This window comes from Pseudomonas sp. NPDC087615 (assembly GCF_044743445.1).
GTDB lineage: Bacteria > Pseudomonadota > Gammaproteobacteria > Pseudomonadales > Pseudomonadaceae > Aquipseudomonas > Aquipseudomonas baetica_A.
In genome coordinates this window covers 39,669-57,024 of sequence record NZ_JBIUWM010000030.1, presented here as the reverse complement: position 1 = coordinate 57,024, position 17,356 = coordinate 39,669, and the positions used below count along the sequence as shown (strand labels likewise).

Here is a 17,356-nt window from a genome sequence, read left to right as displayed (position 1 = left end):
CGAGAAACGGTCGGCCGGATTCTGGCGAACTACCCACCGCGCTAACCCATCCTCAGGTTGACGCCATCCCTGTGGGAGCGGGCTTGCTCGCGAAGGCGTCGTGTCAGCCCATTCAAAATTGAATGGCACACCGTATTCGCGAGCAAGCCCGCTCCCACAGGGTTCGTTGTCAGCTGACGTGGCGGCGTGTTGACCTGCTCGATGGCAGGAACGGCAAACTGGTCTGGCGCGGCAGCGATGAGCGCATGCTCAGCAGCACCCCCAACCCGGCGGATCGCAGCGCTGCGGTTCGAGAAACGGTCGGCCGGATTCTGGCGAACTACCCACCGCGCTAACCCATCCTCAGGTTGACGCCATCCCTGTGGGAGCGGGCTTGCTCGCGAAGGTGTCGTGTCAGCCCATTCAAAATTGAATGGCACACCGTATTCGCGAGCAAGCCCACACAGGGTTCGTTGTCAGGTGAAGTGGCGTCCTGCCAGCCGTCTCGCTCAGCCCCGTCTACACTCAACCCATCAACGGAGGTAGCGCTCGGCAGTGCGCCGGCAAAGGAGTGCGGCATGTCGCCTCGTTCGCAGTTCAATGGCCCGGCCCGGCAGCGGGGGGCAATCGGTTTGATGGCGGCGCTGACCCTGGGGTTGGCGCTGGTGTTGATGCTGGTGGTGGTCGACAGCGGTCGGCTGTACATGGAGCAGCGCAAGCTGCAGCGAGTCGTCGACACCGCGGCGCTTGAGGCCGTGAGTCGCGGCGGTAGTTGTCAGTCCGGTCTGACCGCTGCCAGTTACGCCGGGCAAAGCGCCGTGCGCAATGGCTTCGCCGTCAATGCCAATAACACTCTGGCCACGACCTGCGGCACTTTGCTGACCGGGCCAACCGGTCTGCGTACCTTTACCGTCAGTGCGACGCAGGCGACGGCCATCAAAGTCGCCGCCAGTCACACCGTAGCCACCAGTTTTGCCAATGCTGTGTATGCGTTGTTCAGTGGGGCGTCGGTCAGCCTCAATACCGTACTTCGTGCTTCTGCCGTTGCTGCCCAGCCACAGCCACCGGTTGCCCAATTGAGCATCCGCAGTACGCTGGGCAGTATCAACACAGCGCAATCGAATATTCTGAACCCAGTGTTTTCAGGGTTGCTCGGAGGCAACGTCAACCTGACGTTACTCGGCTGGGACGGATTGCTCCACACGGACATCAATCTGCTCAAATACCTGGATCAACTGGCGATCAACCTTAATGTGACCGCCGGCGATTACACCCAGCTACTCAACACCCAAGCCTCGGTGACCCAGCTGATTCAGGCCGCTGCGACCGTAGTTCAAGCCAATGGTGCGACTGCCGAAGTGATTACCGCTCTAGGCAACCTGCAAGCGGCGGCGCTCAGTGCCGCCCCCGTCAAACTGGGAGACATTTTACAACTGCAGACCGGCACCACATCGACGGGGCTGGATGCCGACGTGCAGTTGATGCAGCTGATTCAGGGCGTCGTGCAACTGGCGAACAGCAAAAGCGCGGTGGCTGCGACATTGCCAATCAGCGTGCTTGGGCTGGCGAATGTCACGGTGCGGGTCAAAGTGATCGAGCCGCCGCAGTTTTCCGCCATCGGCAATCCGGCGTTGGCCAAGATCAATCCCACCGGGCCTGACCGGATTTATGTTCGCACTGCGCAGATCCGCACGATGCTGTCAGTGAATCTGCCAGTGCTGACCGGTGTGAGCGGGCTGAGCAACGCAGTGCTGGGGCTGGTCGGTACTTTGACCCCGACTCTCAATTCACTGCTGAGTCTGAACCTGGTCGCTACGCTCAACTCGGCCGCTTGCTTACTGGGTGCCGGTTGTCAGCAACTGGATCCGAAATTGTTGCCGTCGCCCCAAATCGATATCAGCCTGGATGCCGGTGGCGCCACCAGCTACGTCACTGACTACACATGTCCAACCGGCACCAGTGGCACCAAGAGCCTGACGGCTCATACCACCATGTCTATTGCTGATCTCAAAGTCGGCAAAATCGATCCGACCAATGCCTTTTCATCGGCCGCCGAACCCACGGTCACGCCTTTGCCGTTGATCGACCTCGGCATTGTGACCTGTCACAAGATTCTGGGGATCGGCAGTTGCGACGCTAGCACCCATGTTCAGTATGGCGCCGGCGGCATCGCGATCATGGCCAGCACCAGCGTGGCAGGCAGTACTCAAGATCTGCTTTATTCCAGCACTACACCTTTCCCAATACCGGCCAACCTTAAACTGCCGCCGAGCACGTTGTCCGCCACGCCTTCCAGCAATGTTGTCGGTAGCCTGGCGAGCACTCTGGCCGGTATTAATCTGATTGTTTATAAGCCGCAAGGCGGTAACCCGTTTGGTGCCATCGTTACTGGCGTTGCCAGTTCGATAAGTGATGTCGCCAGCATTCTCCAACCGCTGATCACCAACCTGTTGAGTCCGCTGCTCGATCCGTTGCTCAACAACTTGCTAAATAGTCTTGGCATCAACCTGATGGCTGTCGATGTCGGCGCCAATATGACCTGTGGCCAGACCGGCAAGGCCTATCTGGTGATCTGATCGTCCTCGGCCATCGGCAGCTCGATACAAAACCGCGCGCCCTCGTCACCATTGCGCACGCTCAGGCGTCCGCCCATGTTGTCGACGATGCCGTAGCTGACCGACAACCCCAGCCCGGTGCCGACGCCGACTGGTTTGGTGGTGAAAAACGGTTCGAAAATCCGTTCAATCAAGCGCGGGTCAATACCGCCGCCGTTGTCCTCGACCCACAGCCGCACCACATGCTCATCGCACTCGGCATAGACCGCTATCCATGGCTGGAAGTCGCGGTCAGCCTCGCGTTTGCCGAGCAAAGCGTCGCGGGCGTTGACCATCAGATTGATCAGCACCTGCTCAAGTTGATCGACGTAACCGCGCACCTGGACTTCAAAACCGGCCTCTTTGATACGCAACTCGACGCCTTTACCGCGCAAGCCCTCGGACAATAGCGACAACGTGCCTTCAATGGCGTCGAGGGGGTTGAACGGATGCTGTTCGATTTCCGAGCGGCGCCCGAACACGCGCATGTGATCCACCACCCGCGCTGCCCGTTGAACCTGGGCGTCGATGCGATTGAGCTTGTCGGTCAGGTAGTCGATCTGCGCGTCGCCATTGTTCAAGCGCTTGAGCACATTGACGATGGCCATACGCATCACGTTCAGCGGCTGGTTGATCTCGTGGGCCAGGCCGGTGGCCATTTCGCCGAGGGTGGCCATTTTCGCACTCTGGGTCAGTTGTTGTTGCGAGCGGCGCACCTCGGTGTTGTCGCGACCCACGGCTTGTACCTCGATCAGTTGCCCGTGCTCATCGAATACCCCACGATCCGACCAGACCCACCACGCGTGTTCGCGGCCGGGCAGGCGCAGATTGATCTCAGCGGTGCTCACTGGCAGTTGCGGGGTCAGTTGTGCCAAGCGCTGGACGAACGCCTGGCGCTGTTCGTCCGACATCCAGTTGCCCAGGTTTACCCCGGGCAACTGCTCCGCTGTGCATTCCAGATAAGTCGCCAAGGGCCGATTGCCGAAGGTCAGGGTCAAGTCCGGGCGGTAGCGGCAAATCATCGCTGGGGAATCTTCCACCAGCATCCGGTAGCGCTCTTCGCTGGTCTTGATTTGCTCGGCGGCGAGGGTCGCTTCGGTGACGTCCAGCCATAAACCTACGGCCTCTACCGGCAGGCCCAAGTCGTCGCGCAGCAGTTTGGCTTCGTCGAGCAGCCAGTGTGCGTTGCCTTGGCGGTCGAGCATCCGATATCGCGCGCTCACCGAGCCTTCGCGCAGCAACTGCCGCGTGCGTTCGAAATAGCGAGGACGGTCTTCGGGGTGTATGTGTTCCACCAGTCGGCCATCGTCACAGTCGGTCAGCGTCCAGCCCAGCAAGGGTTGCAGGCTGGCGCTGAAGAAGGTCGGTTGCAGCGCCCCCTCGACGTAGCGTTGCACGTAGATCACGGCGGGGGCGCTGGCGATCAGATTGTCCAGGCGCGCATGGGCGGCGGCGGCCTGTTGCTGTTGATTCTTGATGTCGCTGATGTCGAGCATGAAACCCACCAGCCTTCGCTCGGTACCGATGCCCAAAGAGCGACCTTGCAGGCGATACCACAGCGGCTGTGGTTGATCGCTGCGTTGCAGGCGCACGCACACCTCCAACGGGGTGCCTTCCCCCTGCAAGGCTTGCAGGCGACTGCGCAGCTCATCCCGGTCGGCAGGATGCACATGATCGAACCAGTCCTGAATCGGCAGCCGCTCAGCTTTCACATCCAGACTGGCGACCAGTACCGGGGCCAACTGTATTTCGGCGCCGTCGTGGGTCATCTCCCACCAACCCGTACCGAGCAATGCTTGCAGAATCTCCAGGCGCTCCAGTTGCTGGTGATGGTGATGCTCGCGCAGGCGCTCCAGCAGAGGGGCGGCCACGGCAGCGGCCAACAGCAGCCAGTCGTGATCGTTCAAGTCCGGCGCCTGTTGCTTCGCGTTGTAGCCTGCGCAAAGCAACCACGCCGCCACACCTTGGGCGTCGCGGTAAGGCACGGCGAAGCTTTCGTCGAGACCGAACAGTGCACTCAGGCGTGGCTGTTCGCTGGCCAGCAAACGTTGTGGTAACGCACCGTTGAGGCTGTCGAGCCCGGTTCCCAATCGTTGCTGGTCATGCCACATCTGCGGTGCATCTGGCGCTGCGTAATGCTGATGAATCTGCCAGCCCTGGCCCTGCTCATCGAGCAGGGCCACTGCCAGAGACGGAATGTGCCACTGCTGGCTCAAGCGTTGCAGTTGTTCGCCAAGCACATCGGGCAGGCGCGCAAGGCTGCACAACCGCAATTGATCGCGCATCTGCGTGGCCAGCCACTGGCATTGCTCACGATTGCGCGCCTGAAGCCGCTCACCCAGCAAGTCACCGATGTCCAGCAACTGCAGAAGCCAGCCATCGCCTTGGGCCTGCACCCAGCCGCGCAAGTGCAGCGGTGCACCGTTCTGGCTGAAAAAATCGAGGTCGAGTAATTGTCCTTGCCAGTCGGCGGGGCGACCCTCTATCGCCAGGCTGCTGTAGGGCAACACATACTCCAGCAGACGCGCGGGCTGGGGGCCGGACATCCGCTGCGCCAGCACATGGCGCAAGGGGCCGCTCAAATGATTGACGTGGCCTTCGCCATCCAGATACAGCTGCAGGCCGACACTCGGCACCACAGGGCTGTCCAGAGGCTGTGGCGTCTCGGGTTGTCGATTGAGCAGACGAGCGAACAGCTTGTCACCGGAACTCAAAACTGCAGGCTCGAAGACGCGCTCAATGTCGCTGGCAGACGCGGCACCGAACCGATGCCGGGCAGCACCAGAAACGGCAGCGCCTGATTGAGCTTGGCGGTGGGGTAGTTGACCGTCACCGTCAGTACGCCGCCGACATAGGTGATGTTGCTGTCGGTGGCCGCATCGAAATTCAATGCGCCGGGCAGCCAAGCCAATTGGCGGGTCAGCTCGGTACGGGCCGTGGTGATGACGGTGGTTGAGTAATCGGCAGAGGCCGGATCCAGCGCCACGCTGCGGCGCACGGCCTCGGCAGTGGACTCATTGAACGACTGCATCAGCAACAGCGGCAGGCTGTAGCTGACCAAGCCATAAAACACGGCGAAGAACACGATGAACACCAAGGCGAATTCGATGGCGACAGCGCCTTTTTGCTTGCGGGGGAGGCTGGATTTCATGAGTGCGTCTACCCTGACATTCACTGCTTAATATCAGCATAGAATCATTCAGCCAAAACGGACGTTTTTTACCGCATGCACATCTTTGTCCTACTGATCTGGCTGACACTTTGCGCGGCGCAGGATGCCCGACAACGGCATATCGGTAACGGCCTGACTTTGGGTGTTGGAGGGTTGGCCACCGTTTATCTACTGACGACCGGCAACACTTGGCTCGGCGCCGAAGCGGTTCAGGGAGCCTGGGCGGTGCTGCTGGCCTTGGCGTTCACCCTTCCCGGTTATGCGCTGAAACGTTTTGGCGCAGGCGATGTGAAACTAATGACAGCCTTTGGTGTTGCGACGGACGGTGCTCACCTGCTCGGGGTGTTTATCGGCGCGGCGCTCGCCAGTGCAATCTGGGTCCTGCTGGGGCCAAAGCTCTGGTTGCATATGAGTCAAAGGCTTAGAGAACGTCTTCGATATATGGAGCCTGAAGCGTCAAAAAAGCTGCCATTTGCACCGTTCGCGCTGGCAGGCTCAATGCTCACCTTGTTGTGGTTCCATTAGTCGCCCCTTGTCAGTACTGCTATGTACATAGTCGGAAAGTGGGTCTACTTTCAAATCAGTGTTTGTACGGCAGCGTGCTGTAAGTACAGGAACGGTCAGTCTTTGGCCCGGGCATGGAGTGGCATGTGAACGAGCTTACATCTGTTGTAAAGGTGCTGGTGGTCGACGATCAACCGCTGATTGTCGAGGAACTCTGCGAATTCATCGAGAGCAGTGGCTACCGTTGCGTGCCTTGCGAGTCGAGCAAGCAGGCCATTGAACAATTCACCGAGGACACCGCCATTGGCCTGGTGCTGTGCGACCTGCACATGCCGGACATGGACGGCATTGAACTGGTGCAGGAACTGCAGCGGTTGTCGGGTAAACATCGGGTCTTCGAGGCCATCATGCTGACCGGGCGCGCCGACAAGCAGGACGTGATCAAGGCCTTGCGTGCCGGCATTGCCGATTACTACCAAAAGCCCATTGACCTGGACGAACTGCTCGAAGGTTTGCAGCGTCAGGAAACGGCGTTGCGGGAACGGCAGAAAACCCTGCAGTTGGGCCACCTCAATCAAAAGCTGCAATACCTGTCCGAGTCGATCGACGATCTTTACCAGGACCTCGACAAAGTACGCCGCGGACCTTCGACGATGAGTGAAGACGCGTCGAGTGATGGAGAAGGGGTGGAGATGCCGGCGATTTTCAATCAATTGTCGCCACGCCAGCTCGATGTCGCACGGTTGGTGGGCAAGGGCCAGACCAACTACCAGATTGCCTGTGAACTGGGGATTACCGAGAACACAGTCAAGCTCTATGTGTCGCAGGTCTTGCGCCTGACGCACATGCACAACCGCACCCAATTGGCGCTGGCGTTGTCGCCGAGCAATTCGGGCATGCGTCAACGGGTGACCGCACACTGATCCCCTCTGACCCCGGTGTTATGCGGGGTCAACTACCTCAAACGATGTGGGCTTTGGACTTGGGAAACAGGTTGTCCAGGGTTTCCAGCAACCGTACGTGATAGATCGGTTTGCGGAACAGGTCCAGCACCTGCAGGCGCAGCATATCGCTGACATCCTCCATGTCGGCATGCCCGGATGTCACGATCACCGGCAAATGCTGGCGTGAAGTGTGTTCACGCAGCCGCTTGATCAGCGACATGCCACTTTCTTCGGGCATGCGCAGATCGGTGATCACCAGGGCGATATCCGGGTGGCGGGTCAGATGGTGCAGGGCCAGCTTCACCGACGTGGCGGTATGACAGGTGAAGCCTTCACCCTCCAGCAACTCCGCCAGCTCCAGCAGTGCGTCCTCCTCATCGTCGACGAGGAGCAACTGCTGGCGCGGAGTGTAGGAAGAGTTCATGGGCAACACCTGCAATGGACTGAGTGCTGACGGTAGAACCCAATGGGCGTATTGACAAGTTATCGGTCCGATCAGGTGAGGGCGGTCTGGATTGTGGTCAGGATGGTGGTGACCGCGGTGCCTATACCGTTGCCGAATGCGGCAATCACCAGCGCCACCAGGCCGACGACCAGCGCGTACTCGATGGCGGACGCACCTTCAGTGTCTTTGCCCAAGCCTTTGAAGAGGGCGAGGTGAGATTTGATTTTTTGAGCAGCCTTGGAATACGACATAAGCAATCTCCTTGGGGCACACCAGGTGTTGCGCGTTCGCAACATGATTTCCCTGTGCCACCCTCAGCATTGTTGGCAATTGCCACCCCTTCAACTGTAAGAACGGATTAACACCTAAGTAGTAGGGCGCCGTTTAACGGCAGAAAACGACATTTGGCGCGTTAGACCTCTACTTTTGCTGGATATTTCCCACTTCGTAATGGCGTTTTGTTCTGCCTGCGCTACGGTTAAATAGCGAAATAGTTACTTGTTCATAGCTGCCTGATTGCGAAGTTATCTCGTTGGAATTCACGGGACATTGCATGAGAGACAAAGCGCTGCGGGAAAGGGAGAGCCGTCATGAACAGTCGCGTCACTCTGGGTCTGGCCGGGTTGTTTTTGGTGGGCGCCATCATTGCCGGATATTGGGGGCTTACCTTGAGCCGGGCACCGGTCGCTGAACCGGTCGCTACCCCCGCCACTGAGCCTGTGGTGCCTTCAGCCGTCAAAACCGAACCTGTGGAAGACCCGACGCGTCAGCCCGTCGTGGTGCTGCTGCGAGACATCCCGCCGTTCGTGAAAATCACCGCCGCCGACGTTGCCGTGGAGAAACTTCGCACCGCGCCTGCCGGCAGCCTGGGCAATGTCGATCACGTCATCGGCCGGGCGCCTTGGCGGCACTTGAACGCGGGCAGTTGGCTGAGTGACGAGAGCTTCGAATCCGGCAGTTCACTGGCCCGCATGATTCGCCCCGGCGAACGGGCGGTGGCGGTGGCGGTGGACGAAGTCATCAACGCCGGCGGGCAATTGGCCCCCGGCGATTACGTCGACGTGCTGCTGTTCCTGCGCAAGGACGAAAACAATCCACAGCCCTCGGCACAACAGGTGGTGTCGGCAGTGCGTGTGCTCGGCGTCGGCAGCCAGTTGGGCCTGACCAACGACGGCCAGCCTGCAGGTCCCGCACGCAGTGATGAGGAGCGACTCAAACAGGAACAACAGCGCCTGGCCGCCCGCAGCGTACTGCTGGCCGTGCCAGAGCCGCTGGTCAGCCGCTTGATGCTGGCGTCCAGCGCCGGTGTCCTGCGCCTTGCCGTGCGCAGCGCGGACGAACAGCAACTGGCGAAATACTGGGCGGGCGAAAACAATGTCGCTACCCAACTCGACACGCCTCGCCGCGAACTGATCGAGTTCAGTCAACTGTCCCAGACCCTACCGCCCAAACCCATGGCCGTGGCCGGCCAGCCCGGCCCACGCAAACCCGCCGTTGAAGTCATCCGCGGTGCTGAAACCGCCCAAACCACACCCTGAATCGAGCAAGGACGCCTTTACATGCGCATACGCTTTACGCCTCTGTTCAACGGTTTGCTCTGGGCCTCGCTGCTGAGTGTCACCTCGATCGGCAGCGCCGGCGCCGCCACCGGCAATTGCGCCACGTTGGGTCCATTGCCCTCGGTGCTGGAAGTCGGCGAAGGTTTGCAGCAGGCGTTGCAATCGCCGGTGGCGATCACGCGTGTCGCCGTAGGCGATCCGAAAATCGCCGATGTGCGTGCCACCGGCGATAAGGCCGTGTTGCTCACAGGCGTTGGGCCCGGCGCAACCACGCTGATGATCTGGACGGCCTGCGCCAGTGCTCCACGGCAAAGCATGGTGTTCGTGCAAGGTAAGGCCAGTGCGGCGATGAAGACCGTTTCCCTGCCGGCCACGGATGATCCGACCTTGCCCTCGCAGGTGCAGACCGACATCCGTTTTGTTGAAGTCAGCCGTACCAAACTCAAAGAGGCCGGCACCTCGATTTACGGCAAAGGCTCGAACAACTTCCTGGTCGGCGCTCCCGGCACGGTGCCCGGCACCGGAGTCAGGCCGGGTACGGTGCCGATCACTGCGCCGAACATTCCCTTGGCCAACGACATGTTCAACATTGTCTGGGGCGGCGGCAGCAGTAAATTTCTCGGCATCGTCAACGCATTGGAGGGCAGCGGTTTCGCCTACACCCTGGCGCGCCCGAGCCTGGTGGCGTTGAGCGGTCAGAGCGCGAGTTTTCTGGCCGGCGGTGAAATCCCGATCCCGGTGCCCAGCGCCAACAGCAACAGCTACTCCATCGAATACAAGGAATTCGGCATTCGTCTGACGCTGACCCCGACCGTGGTCAGCCGTGACCGCATCGCCCTCAAGGTCGCCCCTGAAGTCAGTGAACTCGATTACAACAACGGCGTGACCATTGGTGGCACCACAGTGCCGGCCTTCACTATCCGCCGCACCGATACCAGCATCTCGCTGGCCGACGGCGAGAGCTTCGTGATCAGCGGCTTGATCAGCACGCAAAACGCTTCCCAGGTGAGCAAATTTCCAGGGCTGGGTGACATTCCGGTGATCGGCGCGTTTTTCCGCAATTCATCAATCAACCGCGAGGAGCGTGAACTGCTGATGATCGTCACCCCGCACCTGGTTCAACCCCTGGCGGTCAATGCACCACTGCCTTCGCTGCCCGGGGAAAAACTGCGCAACTACGACCCCAACTGGTATCGCCTGTACTTCCTTGAAAACGGCAACTTCGATAAACGCAGCGGATTATCGCAATGAGCCAGAGCCTGAATCAGACCTTCCTCGCCATCACCCGTAACGACACCGATCTTGAGTGGCTGCAAGGCGCGCTAGCACCGCTGGGGCAGGTGGTCAGTGCTGGTGGCGGCAGTCTTGATGAGCTGCTGGCGCTGGTCGACGTCACCTGCGCCAGCCTCGTCTTCGTCGGACTCGACCCCGAACATCTGGTGGCCCAGAGCGCGCTGATCGAAGGCGTTCTGGAAGCCAAACCGATGCTCGCCATCGTCGCCCTCGGTGACGGCATGGACAATCAGCTTGTACTCAATGCCATGCGGGCCGGCGCGCGAGACTTTGTTGCCTACGGCTCACGTTCCAGCGAAGTCGCCGGGCTGGTGCGGCGCCTGAGTAAACGTCTGCCGGCGGTGACGCCGAACACCCCGTTGGGTGGGCTGACTGTGCTCTACGGTGTGCAAAGCGATGCTGACGGCGCGCTGCTGGCCAACCATATGGCGCTGGTGGTGCAGAAGAGTGGTCAACAAACCCTGTTGCTGGATCTGGGGCTGCCCCACGGTGACAGTCTGGCCTTGCTGGGGCTGGAGAGTTCATTCCATTTCGGCGATGCGTTGCGCCACTTGCGACGCCTCGACGCGACCCTGATCGACAGCGCCTTCACCAGCACCGAAGCCGGTCTGCGCATTCTCGCCTATGCCCCTGCCGATGAGCCGCTGGAGCGCACCAGCACTGCGGAGCTTTACATGTTGCTCAGCGCCTTGCGCCAACACTTCCAGCACATCGTGGTCAACCTCACCGGCCAGCCTGACAGCGAAGCGCTGCGCACCTTTGTCAGCCATTGCGACAAGTTGCTGTGGTACACCGACCAGAACGTGCTCGACTGCCGGCGCAATCTGGCGGTGCTGAACCAGTGGCGCGAGAAAGGCGTGAAACTCGACCACGGCCGCTTGCTGGTGGATCGCTACCTGCGCAACGTTGCGCCCGACTCAGAGGCACTGGGCAAAACCTTCGGCCTGGAAGTGATCGCCGTGCTCGCCTACAGCCCGGAACTGCGCCTCAACGCCAAAAATCAAGGCGTGACCCTGTTCGAACTGGCGCCGCGCGAAGCCCTCAGCCAAAGCCTGCGCACCCTCGGTGAGTGCCTGGCCAAACGCTCTGAAGGCCTGACCAAACCGAAGGTCACCTGGTTCGACCGCTTGCGAGGCACCTCATGAACGGCGAGCAATTGTTTGGCGGCCCACAGCGCCAGGCGACCGGTAATACCGATCACGATGGCCTGAAACTGGTGCTGCACCGCTACATCATCGACGCCATCGAAGAGTCCGGGAAAAACCTGCTGGAGGGCTCGCGTCAGGTGCTGGCGCAATTCGTCATCGACAAAGTCGCCGAATACATCGCACGCCTGCACCTGGCGATTTCCCGTTATGAAATGGAGCGTCTGGCCGAAGAAATCGTTGATGAACTGACCGGCTTCGGCCCGCTCGAAGTGCTGCTGCGCGACAGTTCGGTGACGGAGATTCTGGTCAACGGCCCGCACAAAGTGTTTATCGAACGCGATGGCCTGCTGCACCTCAGTGACCTGCGTTTCATTGATGCTCACCACGTTGAGCGCGTCATGCAGCGCATCCTGGCGCCGCTCGGTCGGCGTCTGGACGAGTCGTCACCGATGGTCGATGCGCGCCTGCCCGATGGCAGCCGGGTCAACGCCATCATCCCGCCGATTGCCCTCGACGGCCCATGCCTGTCGATCCGCAAGTTTCGCAAGGACATGCTCAAAAGCACTGACCTGATGGCGATGCAAACCATCGATCAGGCGATCTACGATTTCATTCAGGAGGCGGTGGGCAAGCGCTGCAACATTCTCATCAGCGGCGGCACCGGTACGGGCAAAACCACGCTACTGAACATTCTCAGCCAGTTGATCAACCCCAGCGAACGCCTCGTGACCATTGAAGATGTCGCCGAATTACAACTCGGCCACCCGCATGTCGTGCGCTTGGAAACCCGGCCACCGAATGCCGAGGGCCATGGCGAGGTCAAGGCCAGCGACCTGATCCGCAACGCCCTGCGGATGCGTCCCGACCGGATCATCCTGGGCGAGATCCGTGGCGTTGAAGTGGTTGATGTACTGACGGCAATGAACACCGGTCACGACGGCTCCATGAGTACCGTGCACGCCAACAATGCCCAGGACGCCTTGCTGCGCCTGGAAACCCTGGTGGGCCTGACCGGCCGCGCCATCGCCGAACGCACCCTGCGCCAGATGATCTGCGCCGCGCTGGATGTGGTGATTCAACTGACGCGCCTGCCCGATGGTCGGCGCTGCGTCAGCGAAGTGGTGGAAGTGGTGGGCGTGCGCGAAGACGTCTACGTCACCAACACCTTGTTCCGCCTCGACCGGCGCACAGGCTTCGGTTTTCTGCGTGAGGCGGTCAACCCGGCCGGCGACAAGCTGCGCCACGAATCGACGCTCGCGCACTGAGGGCCACGGCATGCTTAAAGCGCTGCTGCCGTACTTGCTCAGTCTGGCATTGTTCGGGCAATCCATGCGTCTGTTCTATAAGGCATGGCGTCTGAGCGGTGCCACTCGTGTGATGGAGCGATTGAATGAGGGACAGCCGCATGAAAACGCACCACCAACGCGTTGGGCGGGCCTTGAACGGGCCTTCTTGCGCGCGGGTCTGGGGCGGCCGACCGAACGTCTTGGTGCATGGATCCTGCTCTGGATGTTCGCCATCGTGCTTAGTCTGGCGCTTGCCGGATGGATCGGTGTACTGGTGATGGTGGTGTTGCCGCCAGTGGCCGTGCGGTTGTACGTCAGTTGGCGCTACCAACGGCGCTTGCGACGGATGATCGAGCAACTGCCGCAACTGCTCGATTACACCGTGCGCAGCCTGAAGTCGGGTCGCACGTTGGCCGACGCGGTGCTCGGTGGCATCGAGGCCAGCGAAGAACCGCTGAAAAACGCCATGGGCCGGGTGCAGCGCAACGTCCAGTTAGGGGTGAGTTTGCCGGACGCGGTGTCGGATCTGGCCGAACTCTACGAGCGAGACGAGTTTCGTCTGTTCGCCCTCGGCCTCAAGGTCAATCATCGCTATGGCGGCAATGCCAGTGAGTTGCTTGAAAACCTGATCAAGATGATCCGCGAACGCGATCAGGCTGCGCGCCAATTGCGCGCCATGACCGGTGAAACCCGCCTCACCGCGTGGGTGCTGGGATTGTTGCCGATTGCCATGGCCGGGTATTTCCTGATGGCCAATCCGGTTTATCTGGTCGCCATGTGGCACGATCCGTCCGGGCAGCGAATGCTCGCCACGGCGTTCGGCATGCAGGTGATCGGCAGTCTGTTGCTCTGGCGGATGTTGCGCAGCCTATGACGACGCCTCTGATGATCAGCGCCTTGTTGTTGCTCGGCGCCGCCGTGTTACTGATCGCCCATCTGCTGGAGCAGCGTCGCCGCGCGCGGCAAATCATCCGTCGACTGGACGGCGACCTGATTCGCGAAAACAGCCTCGGCAACCTGTTGCAGTCGCTCGGCGAGAGCAAGGTCGGGCAGCACAGCGTCAAGCTCGACAACGAAACGCAAACCCTGCTCAGCCGTCTCGGCTGGCGCAGCGCACGACAGCGTTCGCTGTTCGCTGCGTGTCAGATCGGTGCGCCGTTGCTGATGCTGGCCCTGGCAGTGCTGTTGCAATCGGTGTTTTTCCCCACCGTGGAAAAACAATGGATCGCGCCGTTGTTCGCCCTCGGCGTCGGCTACCTGCTGCCCAAGCGGTTGCTGGTGATGGCCGTTGCCCAGCGACAGAAACAACTGGCCAGTGAGATCGGCACGTTTATTCCGTTGCTGCGCATCCTCTTCGAGTCCGGCATGGCCGTGGAGCAGGCACTGCGTGTGCTGAGCCATGAAGGCCAAGCGTTGCTCCCCGTGCTGACTCATGAATTGCGCCTGGTGCTGGCCCGGGTCGACTCGGGCCTTGAACTGGGCGAAGAACTGAACAAGGCCACGCAACTGTTGGCGGTGGATGAGTTCACCGACACCTGCGTGATTCTCCAGCAGTTGCTGCATCAGGGCGGTGGAGCGATGAAATCGCTGTTGTCGCTCAAGCAACTGCTCGATGACCGGCGCCTCACGCGCCTGCAGGAATACATTTCGAAGATGTCGGCAAAAATGTCCGTCGTGATGATGCTGTTTCTCTTCCCTGCATTATTGATCGTCCTGGCCGGCCCGGGCTTCACCGCCCTGGCCAAGGCATTGGGGGCATGAAGGAGTGGTGATGAAAGCAATGATGGCTGGTGTTTGCCTGTTGTTGCTCGGTGGCTGTGCCAACACCGGGCAAAACCCCTGGGAGGCGCTGACCAACAGCGCCAGTTGCGGCAAGTTGAGTTCCGATCAGCAACTGTCGCTGAACCTGGCCGACGACATGGCCAACGAAGGCAAGCTCCACGCCAGTCTGGCCAACCTGCAAAGCCTGCCGGACAACCTCGCCGACGTGCGTCTGCGCAAGGCCAGGGTTCACCGCTTGCTCGGCCGCAGCGAGGCCGAACCTTTGTATCGCAGCTTGCTCGGCACATGCCTGGCGGCCGAAGCCGAACATGGTCTGGGCCAACTCGCGGCCGCGAAGTCCGACTACGGCCAGGCGCAGGCGCACCTGCAACGCGCTGCACGCCTGGCCCCGACCGACGAAAAAATCCGCAACGATCTGGGGGTGGTCTACCTCAATCAATTGCGTATCGAAGACGCGCGCTTTGAATTCCTCACGGCCATGGAACTCAAGCAGAGCGATCAATTGGCCGCGCTGAATCTGGTGACGCTGTTGCTGTATCAGGATGACTGGAACCGCGCCGCCGAACTGGTCAGCCGCCTCGGCCTGAGCCCCGCGCAGTTCAGCGAAGCACAGAGTCGCGCGGAAAAACTCAAAGTGCCGAGCCCATCTCCCGCCGCCGTTACGGCGATGCTCAAATAAGGAGACCCGCGATGAAAACCATCATTGTTTGCCTGGGCTTGCTGGCCCTGCCGCTCACCAGTCACGCCATCGACGCCGGCCCGGCCTCGGCCCAGCAACAGGAAACCGAAGGCTGGCTGCTGCTGCAAAGCCGCAACAAAGTGGCTTCGCCAAAACCTCAAACACTCACGCCGACTGAGCGCGAGCTGGTGATGCAGCGTTGGCTGAAAAGCTACCAGCATGAGATCCCGCCGTTTTTCGATCAGGAGCAGGGTGGCAAGGTCAGCAGTGGAACGGGGGGCGGTGGCTGACAGTATTCAGCAGGCTGACCGCGTTATCGTTCTTCGCGAGCAAGCCCGCTCCCACAGGTTGAAATGCATTCCACGATTTGAAGTGCATACCCCTGTGGGAGCGGGCTTGCTCGCGAAGAGGCCCGTGCAGTCAACCCATCACTTTCAGATGTTTAAACATGTGTGAATTTTGCGGAGCCTTCCCACAAAGTTTTCAGGTTGTCCGTCGGACGTGCGCTCACTAGTCTTGGGCGGTCGCTGACACCTCAGCGATCGGGTGTGGAAACCTGAATTCTAAGTAGATGCATTGCATCAGCACCGTAATCGTTGCCGACGTCTTCGTTCGTCTGCAAACTGCGTCGCGGCGGCTGTGCGTGGGCAGACTTCGGTCTGGCCGATTGCCTACTTATCGGTATTTCCACCCTGCGCACAGTTGCCACCTTTTTGTTGTGTGGAAACGACAACAGGTGGCTCCTTTAACCAAGTAGGAGCTGTTAATGGACAAGCTGATTCCCGATCCCCCCCTCGAAACCACCACCCCTCTGGCCGAAGCCCTGCGCGCCGATGACCAGGCGAAAAGCCGGGAAGCCATCAAGCGCGCGCTCGATATCTACCTCAGCCCCGATCCCGTCAAACCCCGACAATCGAGCACGATGTTCCTCGTCAATCCGAGCGTCGACACCGAAAGCCTGCTCGCCCACGCCTGCGAATCACTGGCCAGCGCCAGCGCGGCGGCCAACAACTTTGCCAATGAGCTGAGCGGTTCGCAGCGCAGCACCGTGTTGGGCATCGCGCAGATGGTCATGCTCGCCGAACTGGCGGTGAACCGGGCGCTGGATCGGTTAGACCCGCCGACCTGACTTGCAGGCTGACCGCGTTATCGTTCTTCGCGAGCAAGCCCGCTCCCACAGGTTGAAATGCATTCCACGATTTGAAGTGCATACCCCTGTGGGAGCGGGCTTGCTCGCGAAGAGGCCCGTGCAGTCAACCCATCACTTTCAGATGTTTAAACATGTGTGAATTTTACGGAGCCTTCCCACAAAGTTTTCAGGTTGTCCGTCGGACGTGCGCTCACTAGTCTTGGGCGGTCGCTGACACCTCAGCGATCGGGTGTGAGAACCCGGCAACTTATGGTCATTCAGTATCTGTGCACGCATAATCGCCGCCAGCTTCGCTGTCGGTAAATGCGTCATGGCGGCTGTGTGCGGGCAGACTTCGGTCTGGCCGGGTGTCCATAACCGGTATTCTCACCCCGCATATAGCTGCCACCTCTTAGCCCCGTGAGAATGGCAATGAGTGGCGCAGACGACTGTGGAGAATTGTTTTAATGGACAAGCTGATTCCCGATCCCCCCCTCGAAACCACTACCCCTCTGGCCGAAGCCCTGCGCGCCGATGACCAGGCGAAAAGCCGGGAAGCCATCAAGCGCGCGCTCGATATCTACCTCAGCCCCGATCCCGTCAAACCCCGACAATCGAGCACGATGTTCCTCGTCAATCCGAGCGTCGACACCGAAAGCCTGCTCGCCCACGCCTGCGAATCACTGGCCAGCGCCAGCGCGTCGGCCAACAACTTTGCCAATGAGCTGAGCGGTTCGCAGCGCAGCACAGTGTTAGGCATCGCGCAGATGGTCATGCTCGCCGAACTGGCGGTGAACCGGGCGCTGGATCGGTTAGACCCGCCGACCTGACTTGCAGGCTGA

General features: G+C 60.4%; 17 protein-coding genes and 1 pseudogene. 14 read left to right on the top strand and 4 right to left on the bottom strand.

The window, feature by feature from the left end; all coding sequences use genetic code 11:
- Nucleotides 1–185 precede the first annotated feature (185 nt).
- Together ACIOU6_RS16415 and ACIOU6_RS16410 are read left to right on the top strand one after the other, a co-directional pair.
- Nucleotides 186–335: pseudogene (locus tag ACIOU6_RS16415) on the top strand (DUF4136 domain-containing protein); the annotation flags it as partial.
- Nucleotides 336–557: 222 nt separating this feature from the next.
- Nucleotides 558–2,555: a pilus assembly protein TadG-related protein gene (locus ACIOU6_RS16410; RefSeq protein WP_401137907.1), complete on the top strand. Its 1,998-nt coding sequence runs from the start codon at nucleotides 558–560 to the stop codon at nucleotides 2,553–2,555.
- Here the strand turns inward: ACIOU6_RS16410 and ACIOU6_RS16405 are convergent.
- Nucleotides 2,540–5,287 (bottom strand): PAS domain-containing protein, encoded by a 2,748-nt coding sequence (locus ACIOU6_RS16405; protein WP_401137905.1) that lies wholly within the window; start codon nucleotides 5,285–5,287, stop codon nucleotides 2,540–2,542. The genes ACIOU6_RS16410 and ACIOU6_RS16405 overlap by 16 nt on opposite strands.
- Nucleotides 5,284–5,724 carry a TadE/TadG family type IV pilus assembly protein gene (locus tag ACIOU6_RS16400; protein ID WP_221732786.1) on the bottom strand — a complete coding sequence of 147 codons (441 nt, stop codon included), beginning with the start codon at nucleotides 5,722–5,724 and terminating at the stop codon, nucleotides 5,284–5,286. The genes ACIOU6_RS16405 and ACIOU6_RS16400 overlap by 4 nt, the downstream gene beginning before the upstream one ends.
- Nucleotides 5,725–5,799: 75 nt before the next feature.
- Between ACIOU6_RS16400 and ACIOU6_RS16395 the strand changes: the two genes are divergently transcribed.
- Nucleotides 5,800–6,270, top strand: a complete 471-nt coding sequence (locus ACIOU6_RS16395; RefSeq protein WP_401137902.1) for a prepilin peptidase — start codon at nucleotides 5,800–5,802, stop codon at nucleotides 6,268–6,270.
- Between the two features lie 125 nt (nucleotides 6,271–6,395).
- The gene (locus ACIOU6_RS16390; protein WP_401137900.1) at nucleotides 6,396–7,172 is read left to right on the top strand and encodes a response regulator transcription factor; all 777 of its coding nucleotides are present in this window, start codon (nucleotides 6,396–6,398) and stop codon (nucleotides 7,170–7,172) included.
- Nucleotides 7,173–7,209: 37 nt separating this feature from the next.
- Here the strand turns inward: ACIOU6_RS16390 and ACIOU6_RS16385 are convergent, their stop codons facing one another.
- Both ACIOU6_RS16385 and ACIOU6_RS16380 read right to left on the bottom strand, forming a co-directional pair.
- A complete protein-coding gene (locus ACIOU6_RS16385; protein WP_221732783.1) occupies nucleotides 7,210–7,617 on the bottom strand; it encodes a response regulator in 408 nt (135 codons plus the stop codon).
- 71 nt (nucleotides 7,618–7,688) lie between these two features.
- A complete protein-coding gene (locus ACIOU6_RS16380; protein WP_401137897.1) occupies nucleotides 7,689–7,889 on the bottom strand; it encodes a Flp family type IVb pilin in 201 nt (66 codons plus the stop codon).
- Between the two features lie 339 nt (nucleotides 7,890–8,228).
- Here ACIOU6_RS16380 and cpaB point away from each other — a divergent pair, with 339 nt between their 5' ends.
- The 10 genes from cpaB (at nucleotide 8,229) to ACIOU6_RS16330 (ending at nucleotide 17,344) form a co-directional block, all read left to right on the top strand.
- Entirely contained in the window at nucleotides 8,229–9,176 is a 948-nt protein-coding gene (gene cpaB, locus ACIOU6_RS16375) for a Flp pilus assembly protein CpaB (RefSeq protein ID WP_401137894.1), read from the top strand.
- Between the two features lie 21 nt (nucleotides 9,177–9,197).
- On the top strand, nucleotides 9,198–10,448 hold the full coding sequence (locus ACIOU6_RS16370) for a type II and III secretion system protein family protein (protein ID WP_221732780.1): 1,251 nt from the start codon (nucleotides 9,198–9,200) through the stop codon (nucleotides 10,446–10,448).
- Nucleotides 10,445–11,635, top strand: coding sequence for a pilus assembly protein (locus ACIOU6_RS16365; RefSeq protein WP_401137892.1), 1,191 nt, complete (start codon nucleotides 10,445–10,447; stop codon nucleotides 11,633–11,635). The genes ACIOU6_RS16370 and ACIOU6_RS16365 overlap by 4 nt, the downstream gene beginning before the upstream one ends.
- Nucleotides 11,632–12,903 carry a CpaF family protein gene (locus ACIOU6_RS16360; RefSeq protein WP_221732778.1) on the top strand — a complete coding sequence of 424 codons (1,272 nt, stop codon included), beginning with the start codon at nucleotides 11,632–11,634 and terminating at the stop codon, nucleotides 12,901–12,903. The genes ACIOU6_RS16365 and ACIOU6_RS16360 overlap by 4 nt, the downstream gene beginning before the upstream one ends.
- A 10-nt stretch (nucleotides 12,904–12,913) precedes the next feature.
- Entirely contained in the window at nucleotides 12,914–13,798 is an 885-nt protein-coding gene (locus ACIOU6_RS16355; protein ID WP_401137889.1) for a type II secretion system F family protein, read from the top strand.
- Entirely contained in the window at nucleotides 13,795–14,685 is an 891-nt protein-coding gene (locus ACIOU6_RS16350; protein WP_221732776.1) for a type II secretion system F family protein, read from the top strand. The genes ACIOU6_RS16355 and ACIOU6_RS16350 overlap by 4 nt, the downstream gene beginning before the upstream one ends.
- Nucleotides 14,686–14,695: 10 nt before the next feature.
- Entirely contained in the window at nucleotides 14,696–15,385 is a 690-nt protein-coding gene (locus ACIOU6_RS16345; RefSeq protein ID WP_221732775.1) for a tetratricopeptide repeat protein, read from the top strand.
- Between the two features lie 11 nt (nucleotides 15,386–15,396).
- The gene (locus tag ACIOU6_RS16340; RefSeq protein ID WP_221732774.1) at nucleotides 15,397–15,675 is read left to right on the top strand and encodes a DUF3613 domain-containing protein; all 279 of its coding nucleotides are present in this window, start codon (nucleotides 15,397–15,399) and stop codon (nucleotides 15,673–15,675) included.
- Nucleotides 15,676–16,151: 476 nt separating this feature from the next.
- A complete protein-coding gene (locus ACIOU6_RS16335) occupies nucleotides 16,152–16,514 on the top strand; it encodes a DUF6124 family protein (RefSeq protein ID WP_221732773.1) in 363 nt (120 codons plus the stop codon).
- A gap of 467 nt (nucleotides 16,515–16,981) precedes the next feature.
- Nucleotides 16,982–17,344 (top strand): DUF6124 family protein, encoded by a 363-nt coding sequence (locus tag ACIOU6_RS16330; RefSeq protein WP_401137886.1) that lies wholly within the window; start codon nucleotides 16,982–16,984, stop codon nucleotides 17,342–17,344.
- Nucleotides 17,345–17,356: the final 12 nt, after the last annotated feature.

What these genes read in the sequence shown, in the direction of transcription:
- ACIOU6_RS16410 (WP_401137907.1), top strand. Translation starts at nt 558, where the DNA reads ATGTCGCCTCGTTCGCAGTTCAATGGCCCGGCCCGGCAGCGGGGGGCA.
- ACIOU6_RS16400 (WP_221732786.1), bottom strand. Translation starts at nt 5,724, where the DNA reads ATGAAATCCAGCCTCCCCCGCAAGCAAAAAGGCGCTGTCGCCATCGAA.
- ACIOU6_RS16395 (WP_401137902.1), top strand. Translation starts at nt 5,800, where the DNA reads ATGCACATCTTTGTCCTACTGATCTGGCTGACACTTTGCGCGGCGCAG.
- ACIOU6_RS16385 (WP_221732783.1), bottom strand. Translation starts at nt 7,617, where the DNA reads ATGAACTCTTCCTACACTCCGCGCCAGCAGTTGCTCCTCGTCGACGAT.
- ACIOU6_RS16380 (WP_401137897.1), bottom strand. Translation starts at nt 7,889, where the DNA reads ATGTCGTATTCCAAGGCTGCTCAAAAAATCAAATCTCACCTCGCCCTC.
- cpaB (WP_401137894.1), top strand. Translation starts at nt 8,229, where the DNA reads ATGAACAGTCGCGTCACTCTGGGTCTGGCCGGGTTGTTTTTGGTGGGC.
- ACIOU6_RS16370 (WP_221732780.1), top strand. Translation starts at nt 9,198, where the DNA reads ATGCGCATACGCTTTACGCCTCTGTTCAACGGTTTGCTCTGGGCCTCG.
- ACIOU6_RS16365 (WP_401137892.1), top strand. Translation starts at nt 10,445, where the DNA reads ATGAGCCAGAGCCTGAATCAGACCTTCCTCGCCATCACCCGTAACGAC.
- ACIOU6_RS16360 (WP_221732778.1), top strand. Translation starts at nt 11,632, where the DNA reads ATGAACGGCGAGCAATTGTTTGGCGGCCCACAGCGCCAGGCGACCGGT.
- ACIOU6_RS16355 (WP_401137889.1), top strand. Translation starts at nt 12,914, where the DNA reads ATGCTTAAAGCGCTGCTGCCGTACTTGCTCAGTCTGGCATTGTTCGGG.
- ACIOU6_RS16350 (WP_221732776.1), top strand. Translation starts at nt 13,795, where the DNA reads ATGACGACGCCTCTGATGATCAGCGCCTTGTTGTTGCTCGGCGCCGCC.
- ACIOU6_RS16345 (WP_221732775.1), top strand. Translation starts at nt 14,696, where the DNA reads ATGAAAGCAATGATGGCTGGTGTTTGCCTGTTGTTGCTCGGTGGCTGT.
- ACIOU6_RS16340 (WP_221732774.1), top strand. Translation starts at nt 15,397, where the DNA reads ATGAAAACCATCATTGTTTGCCTGGGCTTGCTGGCCCTGCCGCTCACC.
- ACIOU6_RS16335 (WP_221732773.1), top strand. Translation starts at nt 16,152, where the DNA reads ATGGACAAGCTGATTCCCGATCCCCCCCTCGAAACCACCACCCCTCTG.
- ACIOU6_RS16330 (WP_401137886.1), top strand. Translation starts at nt 16,982, where the DNA reads ATGGACAAGCTGATTCCCGATCCCCCCCTCGAAACCACTACCCCTCTG.